At 64.0% G+C, this 15700-nt stretch carries 15 protein-coding genes; 3 read left to right on the forward strand and 12 right to left on the reverse strand.

Translation table 11 applies throughout. The features are described 5' to 3' along the window. Positions 1–9: 9 nt before the first annotated feature. The 5 genes from ACFODV_RS10245 to ACFODV_RS10265 all read right to left on the reverse strand — a co-directional run bounded on the left by ACFODV_RS10245 (position 10) and on the right by ACFODV_RS10265 (position 5769). Positions 10–1206 carry a lycopene cyclase family protein gene (locus ACFODV_RS10245; protein WP_379758584.1) on the reverse strand — a complete coding sequence of 399 codons (1197 nt, stop codon included), beginning with the start codon at positions 1204–1206 and terminating at the stop codon, positions 10–12. Further along, positions 1203–2183: a phytoene/squalene synthase family protein gene (locus tag ACFODV_RS10250; protein ID WP_379758587.1), complete on the reverse strand. Its 981-nt coding sequence runs from the start codon at positions 2181–2183 to the stop codon at positions 1203–1205. Before ACFODV_RS10250 ends, ACFODV_RS10245 begins: the two co-directional genes overlap by 4 nt. Then, positions 2180–3772, reverse strand: coding sequence for a phytoene desaturase family protein (crtI, locus tag ACFODV_RS10255; RefSeq protein WP_379758590.1), 1593 nt, complete (start codon positions 3770–3772; stop codon positions 2180–2182). Before crtI ends, ACFODV_RS10250 begins: the two co-directional genes overlap by 4 nt. After that, on the reverse strand, positions 3769–4836 hold the full coding sequence (locus ACFODV_RS10260) for a polyprenyl synthetase family protein (RefSeq protein ID WP_379758593.1): 1068 nt from the start codon (positions 4834–4836) through the stop codon (positions 3769–3771). Before ACFODV_RS10260 ends, crtI begins: the two co-directional genes overlap by 4 nt. Before the next feature lie 156 nt (positions 4837–4992). Then, on the reverse strand, positions 4993–5769 hold the full coding sequence (locus tag ACFODV_RS10265) for a bacteriorhodopsin-like (RefSeq protein ID WP_379758596.1): 777 nt from the start codon (positions 5767–5769) through the stop codon (positions 4993–4995). Positions 5770–6272: 503 nt separating this feature from the next. Between ACFODV_RS10265 and ACFODV_RS10270 the strand changes: the two genes are divergently transcribed. Next, a complete protein-coding gene (locus ACFODV_RS10270; protein ID WP_379758599.1) occupies positions 6273–6926 on the forward strand; it encodes a flavin reductase family protein in 654 nt (217 codons plus the stop codon). A 12-nt stretch (positions 6927–6938) separates the two neighbouring features. Here ACFODV_RS10270 and ACFODV_RS10275 read toward each other — a convergent pair whose 3' ends face one another. From ACFODV_RS10275 to ACFODV_RS10290, 4 genes are read right to left on the reverse strand one after another with little or no spacing between them, the layout of a single operon-like run. Then, positions 6939–7337 (reverse strand): carboxymuconolactone decarboxylase family protein, encoded by a 399-nt coding sequence (locus tag ACFODV_RS10275; RefSeq protein WP_379758602.1) that lies wholly within the window; start codon positions 7335–7337, stop codon positions 6939–6941. Positions 7338–7379: 42 nt separating this feature from the next. Then, positions 7380–8327 carry a D-2-hydroxyacid dehydrogenase family protein gene (locus tag ACFODV_RS10280; RefSeq protein ID WP_379758605.1) on the reverse strand — a complete coding sequence of 316 codons (948 nt, stop codon included), beginning with the start codon at positions 8325–8327 and terminating at the stop codon, positions 7380–7382. Next, positions 8324–8572 (reverse strand): hypothetical protein, encoded by a 249-nt coding sequence (locus ACFODV_RS10285; protein ID WP_379758607.1) that lies wholly within the window; start codon positions 8570–8572, stop codon positions 8324–8326. The genes ACFODV_RS10280 and ACFODV_RS10285 overlap by 4 nt, the downstream gene beginning before the upstream one ends. 15 nt (positions 8573–8587) lie before the next feature. Next, positions 8588–9322 carry a haloacid dehalogenase type II gene (locus ACFODV_RS10290; RefSeq protein ID WP_379758610.1) on the reverse strand — a complete coding sequence of 245 codons (735 nt, stop codon included), beginning with the start codon at positions 9320–9322 and terminating at the stop codon, positions 8588–8590. Positions 9323–9462: 140 nt separating this feature from the next. Here ACFODV_RS10290 and ACFODV_RS10295 point away from each other — a divergent pair, with 140 nt between their 5' ends. Both ACFODV_RS10295 and ACFODV_RS10300 read left to right on the forward strand, forming a co-directional pair. Further along, positions 9463–10152, forward strand: coding sequence for a GntR family transcriptional regulator (locus ACFODV_RS10295; protein ID WP_379758613.1), 690 nt, complete (start codon positions 9463–9465; stop codon positions 10150–10152). Positions 10153–10213: 61 nt separating this feature from the next. After that, on the forward strand, positions 10214–12196 hold the full coding sequence (locus ACFODV_RS10300; protein WP_379758616.1) for an aconitate hydratase: 1983 nt from the start codon (positions 10214–10216) through the stop codon (positions 12194–12196). 9 nt (positions 12197–12205) lie between these two features. Here ACFODV_RS10300 and ACFODV_RS10305 read toward each other — a convergent pair whose 3' ends face one another. The 3 genes from ACFODV_RS10305 to ACFODV_RS10315 are packed head-to-tail and all read right to left on the reverse strand — an operon-like array spanning position 12206 to position 15692. Then, complete coding sequence (locus ACFODV_RS10305) at positions 12206–12802, reverse strand: 2-hydroxychromene-2-carboxylate isomerase (protein ID WP_379758618.1); 597 nt, start codon at positions 12800–12802, stop codon at positions 12206–12208. A gap of 20 nt (positions 12803–12822) precedes the next feature. Then, on the reverse strand, positions 12823–14340 hold the full coding sequence (locus ACFODV_RS10310; protein WP_379758621.1) for a malonate--CoA ligase: 1518 nt from the start codon (positions 14338–14340) through the stop codon (positions 12823–12825). Continuing rightward, a complete protein-coding gene (locus ACFODV_RS10315) occupies positions 14337–15692 on the reverse strand; it encodes a malonyl-CoA decarboxylase (protein WP_379758624.1) in 1356 nt (451 codons plus the stop codon). Before ACFODV_RS10315 ends, ACFODV_RS10310 begins: the two co-directional genes overlap by 4 nt. Positions 15693–15700 lie beyond the last annotated feature (8 nt).

Below are 15700 nucleotides of genomic sequence, written 5' to 3' on the forward strand. Positions count from 1 at the left end.
TATCTGACGTCAGCGCCCGGTCGGCAATATCGCCATGGCCAGGGCGGCCTTGAGGAAGGGCGCGGACGGCAAGGCTCGCATCATGGCCAGCATGTCGAGCCAGCCCGGCGTATCACCCAGAAAGCGTCGCTGCTGTGCCGCCTGGGTGGAAGCAAACATCTGCATGAACCACTCTGGGGCTCGCTCGGGTTGCCTGCGCAGCGCATGCAGAAACACCTTGTCCATCCAGTGCAGTACGGGTCCGCGCAAGCGGGGTGCCGACAGCTGCCAACGACCGGTGGCGGCAGCCTGAAGCAGCTGTCCCGATACCGCTCTAGCGCCCCGCTGGCAGGTCTCGAAGGAGTAGCCCGTCGATGGCCGCATCCATCCTCCTCGCACCCCGGCTGCCAGGTAGCGGCTGTCCAGAGTGGGGGGGCGGACCGGCATCATGGGCAGACACCCTGTTTCGTGTCGGATCACCGTCCAGCCTGTCAGACGCTGGTGTAGCCAATGCGCAAGCCGGTTGGGCAGGCCTTCCGGTGTCAGCAGGTCTCTGCACGTCGGTGCCCCGCGGTCGACGTGAAAGCATGTCCATTCCACCAGTAGCCGAGTGGATGAGAGGGGCAGCAGATAGATGAAGTCGATGCTGTCGGTCGAGGGCTGGAAGTCCATCAAGGTGGCCGTCGTGACATCGAAGCCATGGCCCGGGACCTCCAGTTCCAGGCCATGAAAGACCTGCCACATCCCCTGCTGTCGAGACAGCGATGACAGGGAAGGGGGGCGTGTATCGATGACCAACCGGGCTTCCAATGTGCCCAGCGTCGTGTTCACGTCCAGAAAGTCTCGGCCGGGTGAAATCGACCGGACATAAGTGCCACGCTTGACGTCGAATTCGTTGACGTCTTGCAGTTTGCGGGAGGCCGTCGTGCTTAGCGCATCCTCGGAGATCATGGCGTAGCACGCCTCTTGATCCTCGCGCTCCACCACCTGGCCTTTATGGTGCAGGCGCCAACGCGGCCACCGGTGACAGATGGCTTCCCGGAATGGGTGAGGCTGCTGATCCCAGAAGCACCAGGTATGGTCATTGGCGTCTTCCAGGCGAGGCTCGATCAGGGTCACCCGCGGCAGCGTTGCCCCGTCGCCGCTTTCGGCCAGCCAGGTGGCGATGCTGAGGCCCGCCAGTCCGGCCCCGATGATGGCGACATCGGTATCCGGCATCCGCGTCATGGTGGCGCGTCTCTCGAGGAGTAGAAAGGCGCAAGCCGCCTGTGCAGGGGCTCGTGAAGCCGACTGTCGTGGCTCGGGGAGGTTTCCCGCCAGGGCACTTGTGCCAGGGCAAGCAGGCTCTGATGGGCCTTTCCCATCTTCGGCACCGTTACTCGGCTCGCCCAGTATCGATCCTCTTCCATTCTCAGAATGCGGCGACCGATATCGCGATACACGCGACCGGCCACGGCGATGGCGAGGCGCGGACGCGGCGGTAGGTAGGCCAGGCCTTCCCAACCGCTGGCGTAGTAGTGCTCTGCCCGCGCCACCAGTTTTTTCACTGCCATCCATGCGGTGTGCCGGGCGCCGGTGTCACCCCGGCAAATGGCTTCGGCGCTGACTTCCCGAGTCATCCAGGTGCGTGGCAGATAGATTCTGTCGCGCTGGGCATCTTCCAGGACATCGCGCGCGATATTCGTCATCTGCATGGCCATGCCCATGTCGATGGCAAAGGCACGGGCGGCGTCAATCTCTCGCGCCTCGAGGCAGTGACACATCATGACGCCTACGGTGCCAGCCGCACCGTAGGCGTAGCTCAGCAGTTCCGCGTCATCGTCGATCCTGACGAGCGAAAGATCACCCATCATGGTGAGCAGCAGGTCGCGCATTGCCTGGATCGAGACGGAGTCATGGCCGAAGAGATCCCTGATGTGCGCCTGCAGGTCGACAACGTGGCGGGCCTCGTCAACCGATAGCGACGACAGGGCTGTATCGCCGTGACTGCCCGACAGGCTGTCGTGCAGGGCGACCAATCGGCGATGCGCCTGTCGGATTTCCTCGCGGGAGTGAGCGTCGTCGGCCCAGTCGTCAACCTGGCGGCAGATACGGTAAAGGCGGGCGCCCTTGTCCAGCTCCTCACGGGAAAGGAACCTGCCGGCCCAGTAAAAACTCTTGCTGTGTTTTCGCAGCGTTGCCTGCGCGTGGGCGTCTGTCGTCATGATGCCAACGACTTATCGGCTGTCTGCTGCGGCCGGGCTATCGGGTTCTGTTTCACCAGCCGATCCACGACGGCGGCGGAGCTCACCACGCCGGGTACGCCGGCCCCCGGGTGTGTTCCCGCGCCGACAAAGTAGAGATTGCTGAAATGAGGTGACTGATTGTGGAAGCGCAACCCGGCGGATTGCGTCAGCGTGGGGGCAATGGAAAAGCCACTGCCGAACGGACTCGAGAGCTCCTGGTGGAAGTATCGAGGGGAAACCGCATGCGTCTCGCCCAGCTGTTCGAACAGGTCGGGCATCACCCGCTCTGCCAGCATCTTCAATATCTGCTGGGTCAGCTGGGGTTCCAGCGTGTCCCAATTATGCCCTCCCTTGAGGTTGGGGACGGGGGCCAACACGTAGAAGGCATCGCCTTGCTCGGGGGCCATATCGGGGTCGGTCGCTCCGGGCCGGTGGAGATAGAGGCTGAGATCATTGACCAGTTCATGCTTGTCGAAAATGGCATCCAGAATCTCGCGAAAGGTATCCCCGAACACGATCGTATGGTGTTCCAGTTCACTGTAGGTGCGTCGGGTGGTGAAATAGACGACCATCAGCCCCATCGATTGCTTCATACGACGACGCCATGCATTCAGGCTGCGTCCCCAGGGTCCCATGGGTAGCCAGTGCTCATAAACGTGGAGGGGGTCAGCGTTACTCACCACGATGTCTGCCGACCGGTGAGTGCCATCGGCGGTCTCGACACCAGTGACCTGCTTGCCCTCAACCGTAAGTGCACTGACGTGCTGTTGAGTCCTTATCACGCCACCATGGCGCTGGAAGAGTTCGGCCAGTGAGGTGACAAGAGCGCCGGTCCCACCCTTGGGATACCACACGCCGCCACGCCGCTCCAGGGCATGAATGAGTCCGTAGAGTGACGATGTCTTGAAAGGGTGCCCCCCGACCAGCAGCGACGGAACGGAAAAGGCGCGCTGCAGACGCTCATCCTTGAAGAAGCGAGATACGAATCCGTGAAGGCTGATGTCCGCCCGCAGACGAACCAGGTCGGGAAGCACTCGCAACATGTCCATGACCCGCGTGAACGGCTGGTCTGCCAGGTCAACAAAACCACGCTGATACATCGCCTCCGTGGCTGCCAGGAACCTGTGGTACTCGTCACCTTCTCCGGGTGACAGTCGATCGATTTCTGCCACGGTTTCTTCGATGCTGGCGCTGTAATTGAAATGACTGCCGTCGGCGTACTCCATTCGATAGAAAGGCTCCACCGGAAGCAACGTGACATGCTCATCGAAACGCTCGCCAAGCAACCTGAACAGATCCTCAAAGAGGAAAGGCGCCGTGATGACGGTAGGGCCTGCATCAAAAGCGACACCGTCAAGATGGAAGACTCGGGCGCGCCCGCCCAGGTCCTTATGGCGCTCAAGCAGCTCGACCGCCCAACCCTCCGCCAACAAGCGGATGGCCACTGCAAGGCCGCCAAACCCGGACCCTATGACGATGGCCTTTCCTTTTGTCGAATCATATTCCCCCGGCAGATGATGTTCCGCACTGCCTTCGACAAGGGTGGTAGCGTCTGCGGGTCTGTTCATGAAATGGCGCCTTGGTGTAGGTCGCGGGGCAGTCTACGTATTGTCGCCTGATGAACCATCAAGCGCTGGCGCAAACTGTCGATGATGTCGTCGAGCGCGTGGGCAAGAAGCGCTGGAAATTCTGCTTTCAGTCTTTCTGCTCTTGCCAGAGCAGCATCAGCATGGTTAAGAGCCCGTTGCATGGTATCTCGCAAGGCGAAACCGGTGCGCTCCTTCCGCCGTGACCAGTGCCAGGCCCAGGCATGATAGCGGTGGTGTGTTCTCGTGTCGTAGTGGTGTAACGAGTCGGCGTTCATATCGACATCGTCCAGATCGTCGATGATCTGGTAAGAAAGCCCCACGGCATTGGCAAACCGCAGTAAGAGCGCATGCTGAGCAGCAGAGAGCTTTCCGCCCGTGGCGCCAGCCTCGAGAGGCAGAGCGATCAGGGGCGATGTCTTGGCTAACGTCGCCTCCAGGTAATCATTGAGATTTACGCGTTCTTCTGAACAAGGGTCGGCGACTTCAATGCTTTGTCCGGCCACAACCTGGCTGACCCGATCCGTCAGAAGCGTCACCAGCGACATGCAATGATCGGCGCAGTCGCTTCTCAGCGCGACGCGGAATGCCGCTGTGAGCAGTAGGTCGCCGCTACATAGGGCCACGGCAGGGTTGTCTCTTTGCCAGACGCAGGGTTGCCCCCGGCGACTTGTGTCTGCATCGCATATGTCATCGTGGACCAGAGAGGCGTTATGAACCAGCTCCGTTGCTGCCGCTGCCGCCGTTCGATGGGCGAGACTTGCGCCATAAGCGATTCCGCTCATCAACGCGAAGCGTGCACGTAAATAGCTGCCACCGGTGTCGAGATGATAGAGACTTGCGGCGACCGCTGGCCATGCGTCGGGAGCACCCAGGCTTTCTCGCATCAAACCCTTGACCAGAATCAGCTCTTCATCGACTTGTTGCCTTGTTGCTTCCAAGTGTTCCAGCGGCTCTGAATCGTGGCCTGGCGACGATCCAGACGTCTCATTGTCATGAGAAAGGTGGAAATTGGCAGCGTAACGGTTTGATATCGCAGGAGCCATGCCAACGTCCTTTCTACCAGTGTAAGGATATAGGGGCTCGCAACCTGTTGTGGTCACTGAGCCCCGAACATCCAGCTTGAGCATCGAGCCAATCACTAAACCTGCAAGGTTATGGCTGTCTATACCACGTCAAGCTGCGTTACATCACCGGCAGATTCAGGACTGGTCACTGACCGGCTTCGTCTCGCCTTCCAGCTTCGACTTGCGCACAGCAATCATGAAGATGAAGACCCCAAAGACGGCTTTTGCCACGATATCAGCCACGGTGTAGCCAACCTCAAGGGCAGTAATGGCGGCACCGCCCGTCAGACCTACCAGCGGGAACAGGTAGACGATCGGGTAGAAGAGCCATGAGCCGATGACCAGGTAGACGGAGATGTTAATCAGCTTCTTCACGCTTTCCGGCTGTGAATCAATGGACCCCTTGAGTCCCACCACCAGCTGGTGAACGATGAAGACGAACGGAATCATCGAGAGAACCCAGAAAACGAACCGCAGGCCGCCCGTTTCGGAGACCTCGCCCGGATAGCCCAGGATGATCATCAATGCTGCCGCGCCGCCGAGAATGGTCGATTTCTTGATGGTTTCCTGCTGCGAAAGACGCATGACAAGAATCAGCTCAATGAGTAGCAGCGGTACGGTCAGCAGCCAGTCAACGTAGCGATAGGCCTGGTTGAAAGGTTGGCCCGTTGAGAGAACTTCGCCCGAGGTGATATCAGCGGCAGCTCCCCAGGACGTCATGATCTGGAAGTAATGATAAGCAGCCACTGCTGTTACCAGGCCAGTTATCGTGACGGCAAGGCGATATGCAGGGGCAATTTCGGATTTCATTAGCCAGAAAAACAGCGTTGCAGCTGCCATCACGGCAAAGCCGAACGAGTAGGCGTTCTGGACAAATGAGTACTGCCCTATTGATAGAGCTTCGATTTCCATGAACATCTCCAGCAGCGTGAGTCGTTGTTTATCGAGCAGACGGAAAAGTTATCCAAATATAATATTTGAGTAACGAAGTTAATCTAGTATAGGTATTGTACAAAAACAAGGGAATTTTTGAGGGTGGCCTGCCTGGCGCATCACGGCTTTTGGTCACAGAATCTCTCCATAAGATGCCGAAAAAATGCGCTTTTTTCTTCGATCATGCCAGGATCAGCCTCATCAGGGTTTTGACTGTTTTTCGCCGCGTCATCGTGTCGCAGCGATTCGTTGATAGATGCTTTTCTACTGGTCCTGGTCGTCAAACCGCCAATGAGACGCGTTTTCCGCGCAGCGACAATCGTTTTCTTACCTGTTCGTATTACTATAGTATAAGAAAATGGCGCGCCGGCAAGGCTGACCAGTCTGTTGCTCATATTCGGAAATAAACATCTTTTCATGGTGCTACGGGGCGGGATGAGATGGGCTACCATCAGGGGCACGATCCCGACGGAGTCCTATCCATGAGCGACTATTTACTGGAAGAACACGGGCTGAGCCCGGGGAAGATCTACCGCCTGCTATCGGGGAGCATCTGCCCGCGGCCCATTGCCTGGGTCTCGACCCTGGACAGTCGAGGAAATGCCAATCTGGCGCCTTTCTCGTTCTTCAACGTGGTGAGCGTCAATCCGCCGGTGCTGGGCTTCTCACCGCTTCTCGACGGCGACGGCAACGCCAAGGACACCATCCGCAATCTGGGCGAGGTGCCCGAATGCGTGGTGCACATCAGCGGCGAGGGGCTGGTATCGGAGATGAATGCCACCAGCGCGGGGCTGGCCCACGGCGAGGACGAGTTCCTGCATGTGGGGCTGGAGAAGGTCGCCATGGCCGGGGTCTCGGTGCCTCGGGTAGCCGGCGCCCCGGTAGCCTTCGGCTGCCGGCTGCGCGAGATCATCCGCTTCGGTGACCAGCCGCGGGCCGGCAACCTGGTGCTGGCCGAGGTGGTGTCGATTTATATCGATGACGCCCTGTGGGACGGCCGTCATGTGAGTCTCGATGAGCTCAAACCCATCGGGCGCATGGCCGGCAATGACTATGCCCGCTGCACCGACCTCTTCGAGGTGGAGCGCCCGGCCTCGGGCAGCGCCATGAGCGCACAGCAGCGCGGCGGCCGATAAGGGCCGCCGGGCTCAGCCGGACTGCTCCTCCTGCCAGGCGGCGATCACCTCGCGGGCCACCCTCATCCCGTCGATGGCCGCCGGGAAACCGCAGTAGGGCACGCACTGCAGCAGCACCTCGCGGATCTCCTCCTCGCTGCAGCCGTTGTTCAGCGCGCCGCGCAGGTGCACCTTGAGCTCGTGGGGGCGGTTCAGCGCCACCAGCATGCCGATGTTGATCAGGCTGCGGGTAGGACGCGCCAGGCCCGGGCGGTTCCAGATGTCGTTCCAGCAGTTGCGGGTCACCAGCTCCTGCATCGGCCAGCTGAAGTCGTCTACCTGGGAGAGGGCGGCGTCCACGTAGGTGTCGCCGAGCACCTCGCGCCGGGTGGCGAGTCCCCTGGGGTCGAGATCATCCTGTCGGTCGCTCATGGTCGGGGCTCCTTGTCTGGGGGCGGCCACTCTTGTTGGCGGCTACTGGGCCAGGTTCTTGACGGGCTCGCCGGCGGCGAAGGCCAGCAGATTGGCGAAGGCGTCGCCGAAGTAGAGCTCGTAGCTGTCCTTCTCCACGTAGCCCAGGTGGGGCGTGCCGAGGAAGTTGGACAGCTCCAGCAGCGGGTGCTGGACCACCGGCTCCGACTCGAAGACGTCCGCCGCGGCCATGCCCGGGCGTCCGGCGCGCAGGGCGGCCTCCAGGGCGCCGGGGGCGATCAGCGGCGCCCGGCTGGTGTTGACCAGCAGGGCGGAGGGCTTCATGCGGGCCAGGTCGTCGGCGGTGACGATGCCCTGGGTGCCCTCGTTGAGCCGCAGGTGCAGGCTCAGCACGTCGCTGCGCTCGAAGAACTCTGCCTGGCTTCCGGCCACCTCGAGGCCCGCCTCGGCGGCGCGGCTCCGGGTACCCTCGCGGCCCCAAACCAGCAGGTTCATCTCGAAGGCCTGGCCGTAGCGGGCCATCAGCTGGCCGATCTTGCCGTAGCCGAAGATGCCCAGGGTGCGGCCCTTGAGGCCGGTACCCAGGGTGCGCTGCCAGCGCCCCGCCCTGAGGTTGGCGACCTCCTCGGGGATGTGGCGCATGGCGGCCATCACCAGGGCCCAGGTGAGCTCGGCGGCGGCATGGGGCGAGCCGGTGCCGGCCATTACCGTGACGCCACGCTCGCGGCAGGCGTCCATGTTCACATGGGCCGCGCCGCCGCCGGTCTGGCTGATCGCCCGGAGGTTGGGCAGTCGCTCGAGCAGCTCGGCGGTGATCGGCGTACGTTCGCGGATCAGCACCAGGGCCTCGGCGTCCTGGAAGCGCTCCACCAGGGTGTCCAGGTCGGTGACGGTGTCGTTGAACACCGTGACGTCGTGGCCCTCCAGTTGGGCGAAGGTGTCCAGGTGACGCACGCAGTTCTGGTAGTCGTCGGGAATCACGATCCTCATCGTGCGGGCTCCTTGTCAGGGGTGGGGCGCGCCGGTGTCCCCGCGGCCTGGCGGTGTTTCAGGGACTGCCAGTCGAATAGGGCACCGATCAGGGCGATGATGCCGAGCACCCCCGAGCCCATCGCCATGGCGATCTCCAGCACCGTGCCGTTGCCGAGCAGCGGGTGGTAGATGAACTCCGCCTCGGCGGTGCCGGTCTCGGCGACCCGGACGAACAACCTGAGCGAGGTGGGATCGAGTCTCATGGAGGCGCTCTCGGGTCAGGGGTCTAGTAGCTGGTTGGCCAGGTCGTGAAAGTCATCGGCCACCAGGTCGAAGACCGGGTCCACCGTGAGGTCGGGGATCGCATCGGGGCCATGCTCCAGCGGTCGCTTGACGAAGGCGGTGCGCAGCCCCTCGCGGTGAGCCGCCTGAAGGTCGTCCTGGTGGGCCGCCACCATCATCACCTGATGGGGGGCCAGGTCGAGCAGATCGCAGGCCTTGTGGTAGACCTCCGGGTCGCGCTTGTAATGCCCCGCCAGCTCCGCCGAGATCACGCAGTCCCAGGGCAGCAGCGCATGCTTGGCCATGTTGACCAGCAGCGAGACGTTGCCGTTGGAGAGAGTGGCGAGAATGAAGTGCGACTTCAGGCGCTGGAGCCCCGGCACGCTGTCCGGCCAGGGGTCGAGGCGGTGCCAGGCATGATTGAGATGCTGCCGGTCCTCCTCGCTCAGGGCCTCGCCGATGCCGAATTCATCAAGCAGTCGGTCCAGGGTTATGCGGTGCAGGTCGTCGAGCCGCGTCCAGGGCAGCTCTCCCCGGCGCACCCGGTTCATGGCCGGCGCATAGCCACCGCGCCAGGCGTCGGCGAAGGCGGCCCAGTCGACGCTGAGGCCGCGGGTCTGGCCCAGGGTCTCGCCCTCGCGGATCACGCTGCTGCGCCAGTCGACCACGGTGCCGAAGACGTCGAAGGTCAGCGCTCTCACCTCGGCCAGGCCGTCCTGTGTTTGGCTCATCTGGCCTCTCCTTCCGAGCGATCGGGTATAAAGTTGTATGCAATGATTCTCGATTTTCGCCAAATGTAGGCCTATATTGGGCACTTATGCAATGAATCGTACACAATATTGCCTTCTACCTTGGTTGAAGAGAGTCCGCCATGACCGCCGCCGATCGCGTCTACCAGATCATCAAGAAACGCATCCTCGATGGGCAGTACCCGGCTGGCAGCTACGTGCGGGAGGCCATCATTGGCCAGGAGCTCGCGCTTAGCCGCACGCCAATCCGCGAGGCACTGCGTCGTCTCGTCTCGGATGGCTGGGTAGAAGCGATTCCCCACCATGGGGCGAGGGTCGTGGCCTGGACCCAACGCGACGTCGAAGAGGTGTTCGAGCTGCGGGTGCTGCTTGAGCCTCAGGTAGTGAGGCGGGCCGCGCCGCGAATCAACGCCGAGCAACTGGCTGCCCTCGACGACCTGGCGGAGCAGATGGAGGTGCTCTGCGAGAGCGGTGATGACGCTTCTGTGGACGAGATTGCCGAGTTGAACAACCGCTTTCACGCCGAGCTGGTGGCAGCGGCCGATAGCCCCCGGCTGCAGCGGCTGCTTGAGACCATCGTGCAGATTCCCGTGTCGCGGCGAAGCTTCCACCGCTACACGCGAAGTGAGCTGCACGGCAGCATGCAGCACCATAGCGAGCTTATCCGGGCCCTGTCGCTGGGCGATGGCGAATGGGCCGCCTCGGTGATGCGCACGCATATCCTGGCGGCCAGGGCTGCCCAGTTGCGCCCGGCAGCCTGCGACGAGGAGGTCGGCGAACCGGCGTTGCGTCGTCGACTGCACCGCGCCTGACGCTCCCTGTCGCGAGTCCCCTGCTAACGAGTCCCTACAACAACAGTCTCAGGACCACTCCATGATCTCTCGTGATTCCCGAACGCCCCTCAACCTGGCCCAGCAACTGATCCGCGATCATCTGGTGGCCGGGGAAATGACCCCCGGCAGCGAGATCGCTCTGCGCATGGACCAGGCCCTGCTGCAGGATGTTCTGGGCACTCTGGTGATGCTCGAACTCGAGGCCATGGGCCTCGACCGGGTGCACACCGAGCCCAGCGTTCAGTACATCGATCACGGCCTGGTACAGGCCGACCATCTCAATGCCGAGACTTATCTGTTCCTCAAGAGCGCCTGTGAGCGTTTCGGGATCTGGTACTCCGGGCCCGGCAACGGCATCAGCCACCCGGTGCACATGGAGCACTTTGGTCTCCCTGGCCAGTCTATTGTCGGCTGCGACAGTCACACGACCTCCGCCGGCTCGCTGGGCATGCTGGCGATCGGCGCCGGCGGCATCGAGGTGGCCATGGCCATGGCCGGTGAGCCGCTCTACCTCACCATGCCGGAGGTCTGGGGCATCCGCCTGGAGGGCCGCCTGCCCGACTGGGTCTCGGCCAAGGATGCGGTACTCGAGCTGCTGCGCCGTCACGGCGTGGCCGGCGGCAAGGACACCATCATCGAGTACCACGGCCCGGGGCTCGAGCATCTCTCCGCCATGGACCGCCATGTGCTGGCCAACATGGGCACCGAGATGGGGGCCACCGCCACGGTTTTTCCCAGCGACGACGAGCCCCGCCGCTTCCTGGCGGCTCGCGGCCGCGAGGCCGACTGGAAGCCGCTTTCCGCAGAGCCGGGCTGTACCTACGGCCGGGAGGAGACCCTGGACCTGTCGAGCCTCGAGCCGCTGATCGCGCTGCCCTCGAGCCCCGACAGGGTGGTGCCGGTTCGCGAGGTGGCCGGCGAGCCGCTGCACCAGGCCTACGTGGGTTCCTCGGGCAACCCGGGCTACCGGGACTTCGCGGTGGTGGCGGAAATGGTGCGCGGGCGCAGCGTCGCCGAAGGGGTCTCGCTGGACATCAACCCTTCGTCGCGCCAGGTGCTGGCCACCCTGATCCGCGATGGCTACCTCGCCGACCTGGTGAGCAGCGGGGCGCGGCTCCACCAGACTGGCTGCAATGGCTGCATCGGCATGGGCCAGGCGCCGGCGGCGGGTCTGAACAGCCTGCGTACCGTGCCGCGCAACTTCCCGTACCGCTCCGGCACCCGCGAGGACAGCGTCTTCCTGTGCAGCCCCGAGACCGCCGCCGCCTCGGCGCTTATGGGAGTGATCACCGATCCCCGGACCCTCGACATGGTCTGTCCACGCATCACCGAGCCCGAGAAAATGGTGGTCAACCGCGATCTCTTCACGGCGCCGCTGCCGCCGGCCGAGGCGCGCCTGAAGCCGCTGCAGAAGACCGACAACACCCCGGCGCTGCCGGAGCTCTTCGCGCTCCCCGATATCCTGGAGGTGCCAGTGTTGCTGGTCACTGGCGACAATGTCTCCACCGACGACATCATGCCGGCCGGGCAGCGGGTGATGCCCTACTGGAGCAGCGTCTACGCTTCGGCACCCTTCACCTTCGAATCGATCGATCCCGATTATGCCCGCCGCGCCGAAGCGAGCCGCAAACTGGGCGGGCACGCCATCGTCGGCGGTCACAACTACGGTCAGGGGTCGAGCCGAGAGAATGCCGCCCTGGTGCCTCGCTATCTTGGCCTGCAGGCAGTGCTGGCCAGGAGCTTCGCGCGCATCCACTGGCAGAATCTGGTGTGCTTCGGCGCCCTGCCGCTCACCTTCGTCAACCCGATGGACGCCGGCCGTCTGGAGCAGGGCGACAGCCTGGTGATCCGCGACCTGCACGCCCAGCTGGCTGCCGGGCCAGACCTCTCTGCCGAGGTGGTGGGTAAGGGCCATTTCTACCTGCATCACGGCATGAGCCACCGCCAGCGGGAGCTGCTGGCGGTGGGCGGGGTGATCAACCTGCTGCGGGCGCGCCGGGCCGAGGCGACGGCGGCCCGCTGAGTCACCGGGTCAGCGAGCCAGGGCCGCCTCGACCAGTTCGAGGCGGTCCTGGCCCCAGAAGGGCTCGCCGTCGACGCTGTACCAGGGGGCACCGAAGCAGCCTTCCACCAGCGCGACCCGACACGTCTCGTCGAGGCGGGCCTGTGCTTCCGGTCCCTCGGACTCGGCAAGCAGGGCCCGGCCATCCAGCCCCACGGCGTCGGCGATCTCGCGCAGGGTGCTGGCCTCGGCGATGTCTCGCTCCTCGACCCAGCAGGCCCGCATCAGCGAAAGCGATAGCTCGGCGATATCGTGCCCGTGGGCCTTGGCCGCCAGCGCCAGCCGCGCCGCGGGGCGGTCGTCGGTGGGGAAGTGCTTCGGCTCCACGTTGAGCGGCAGGCCCAGCCGCTGAGGCCAGCGCCTGAGCTCTGCCAGCCGATAGGCCTGGCGGGCCGGGGCGCGCTTGGCGAGTGGCAGACCCCCGGTGCGCGGGAAGATCGCCCCGAGGGTGATCGGCACATAGTCGACCGTGGCACCGTGGCGGGCGGCGATCTCGCCGAGCCGCGCATGGCCCAGGTAACTCCAGGGGGAGACATGGGTATAGTAGTAGGTGATCTGGCGGGCCATTGGCTCTGTTCCTTGTCGCGTCAGCGGTAGGTGTCCTGAAACTGCTTGCGGAGCTCGTTCTTCTGCACCTTGCCCATGGTGTTGCGGGGCAGAGTGCTGACGAAGAACACCTTCTTGGGCTGCTTGTACTTCGCCAGCCGGCCATTCAGGTGGGCGAGCACCCCGGCCTCGTCGATCCTCGAGCCGGCCTGCCGCACCACCACGGCGGTGACCCCCTCGCCGAAGTCGGGATGGGGCAGGCCAATCACCGCCGACTCGTCGACCTCCTCCAGCTCGTCGATCAGCTGCTCGACCTCCTTGGGGTAGACGTTGTAGCCCCCCGAGATCACCAGGTCCTTGTCGCGACCGACGATGTGCACATAGCCCTGGTCGTCGACCATGGCCAGGTCGCCGGTGATGAAGAAGCCGTCCTCCAGCAGCTCCTCTCGGGTCTTCTCGGGCATGCGCCAGTAGCCGATGAAGACGTTGGGGCCGCGAATCTCCAGCATGCCGATCTCGCCCCGTGGCACGGGCTTACGGGTCTCGCGGTCCATGACGCGGAACTCCACGCCGGGCAGCGGCATGCCCACAGTCCCGGCGCGGCGCTCGCCATCGTAGGGATTGGAGAGGTTCATGTTGGTCTCGGTCATGCCATAGCGCTCGAGGATGGCATGGCCGGTCTTCTGCTCGAACTCCCGGTGGGTCTCGGCGGTGAGCGGGGCCGAGCCGGAGACGAACAGGCGGATGTTGGCGGTCACCTCCGGCGTCAGGCGTTCGTCGGCCACCAGGCGGGTGTAGAAGGTGGGCACGCCCATCAGCACGCTGCCGCGTGGCATCTCCTCGAAGATCACATCGGCGTCGAACTTCGGCAGAAAGAGCATGCTCGAGCCGGTCATCAGGGTGACGTTGCAGGCCACGAAGAGGCCGTGGGTGTGGAAGATCGGCAGGGCATGGATCAGCCGGTCCTCGGGGGTGAAGTGCCAGGCCTGGCGCAGGGTCTCGGCGTTGGAGCCGAGGTTGCGGTGGGTCAGCATGGCGCCCTTGGAGCGCCCGGTGGTGCCGGAGGTATAGAGGATCGCCGCCAGGTCCCGCTCGCCCAGGGGCACGATATCTTCCCGGGGCGTTGCGGCGGCGGCCTTCTCCATCAGGCTGCCGTCGGCGGCGGTGCCCAGGGTCTCCACCGCCGGGCAGCCGGTCTCTGTCGCGATCCGCTGTGCTTCATCCAGTACGGCGGCACGGCAGACGAACAGCGCCGGCTCGGCATCGGCGAGGAAATAGCGAATCTCCTCGCCGGTGTAGCCGGTGTTGAGAGGAAGGTATACCGCACCGATGCGCAGGCAGGCGAGATAGAGCAGGATGGCCTCGGGGCTCTTGTCGACCTGTACGGCGACTCGATCCCCCTGCTGTACGCCGATCCCGGTCAGCGCACCGGCCAGTTGAGCGCTGGCGGCCAGGGCGTCGGCGTAGGTGTAGCGCTGACCCTCGCGGGTGGTGATGAAGTCGGCGTCGTCGCGTTCGCGCATGCGCTCGGCGAAGGTTGCGAAGAGGTTGTGGTTCATTTGCTGCTCTCTCCCTTGGCCATCTTCCGAGCCTTGCGGGCGAGGTCTCGGACGTCGCTCGAGGAGGCCACGGTGGCGTTGGCGGTATAGTTTTCATGATTGCGCTCGATATCGTCGAGCACATAGAGGTAGTTGACCATCAGGCCGGCGGCCTGCTTGAGCCCCTTGGCCGAGACGTCACCCAGCCAGTTGACCCGGTGCAGCTCGGCGCCGTTGCCCAGGTGGAAACGAGCCACTGGATTGAGCGGCTTGCCGCGAGCGTTCTTCTCGTGGACCAGGTAGCGGGCGGCCAGCGGCTTGACCACTGCCTCGAGCTTCGCCGCCCGTTCGGGTTCCCGCTGCCACTCGGCCGCGTCGAGTTCGCCGAGGGTCTCGCGCAGCGCCCTGGGCAGGCTCTCGTCGTGGCGGCGCTCTTCGAGCCACTGTCGAAAGCCCGGCACCGGCGACAGGGTCACGAAATACTTGAGTTGCGGCAACTCGTGCTTGAGCTCCTGGACCACCTGCTTGATCAGGAAGTTGCCGAAGGAGATGCCGCGCAGACCGGTCTGGCAGTTGCTGATGCCGAAGAAGGCGGCGCTGTCGGCATCCTCGGGATCCTCCACGCCGCCGTCCTCGCCGCCCAGGATCGGCTGGATGCGGTTTGGCAGGCCCTTGCACAGCGCCACCTCCACGAAGATCAGCGGTTCGTCGCCGATCGCCGGATGAAAGAAGGCGAAGCAGCGGCGGTTGCGGGCGTCCAGGCGGCGGCGCAGGTCGTCCCAGTCCTGGATCTCGTGGACCGCCTCGTAGCGGATGATCTTCTCCAGGATCGAGGCCGGGGTGTTCCAGTCGATGCGCTTGAGCACCAGAAAGCCGCGGTTGAACCAGGAGCCGAACAGGTGCGCGAAGTCCCGGTCGATGCCGGTGAAATCGGGCCGTTCACGCAGCAGGGCGAGCAGGTCCTCGCGCATTTCCACCAGCGCATGGGTGCCGTCGCTGGCCAGGTTGAGCCGCCGGAACAGCTCCTGGCGGCGCGGCTCGCAGGCCAGAAACAGCGCCTGCAGGCTATCGTTGTCCCGTGCTTCCCGATAGGCGGCATAGGCGCCGTCGATGGCCTCGGGCTCGGCGGCGAAATCCGCCGCCAGGCGTTCGAAGAATGCGACCCTTTCTTGTGGCGAGAGCCCCTGGTAGAGCGCCAGGGCGCGGCTCGCCAGAGCGATGCTCGAGGCCTCGCCGTCGCTGGCCAGCAGCGCCGCGCAGGCATCGACCACCTCGCCATGGTGGGGGGGTGGGGCACCGGCGCGGCGCCGGCGGCGCAGCGCGTCCCGCCGTGTGATGGTGGTGAACAGCTCCTGCAGAAAGCTCATGTTCATGATCTCGT

Origin of the sequence: Halomonas tibetensis (genome assembly GCF_042643535.1) — a bacterium.
Classification (GTDB): Bacteria; Pseudomonadota; Gammaproteobacteria; order Pseudomonadales; family Halomonadaceae; genus Halomonas; species Halomonas tibetensis.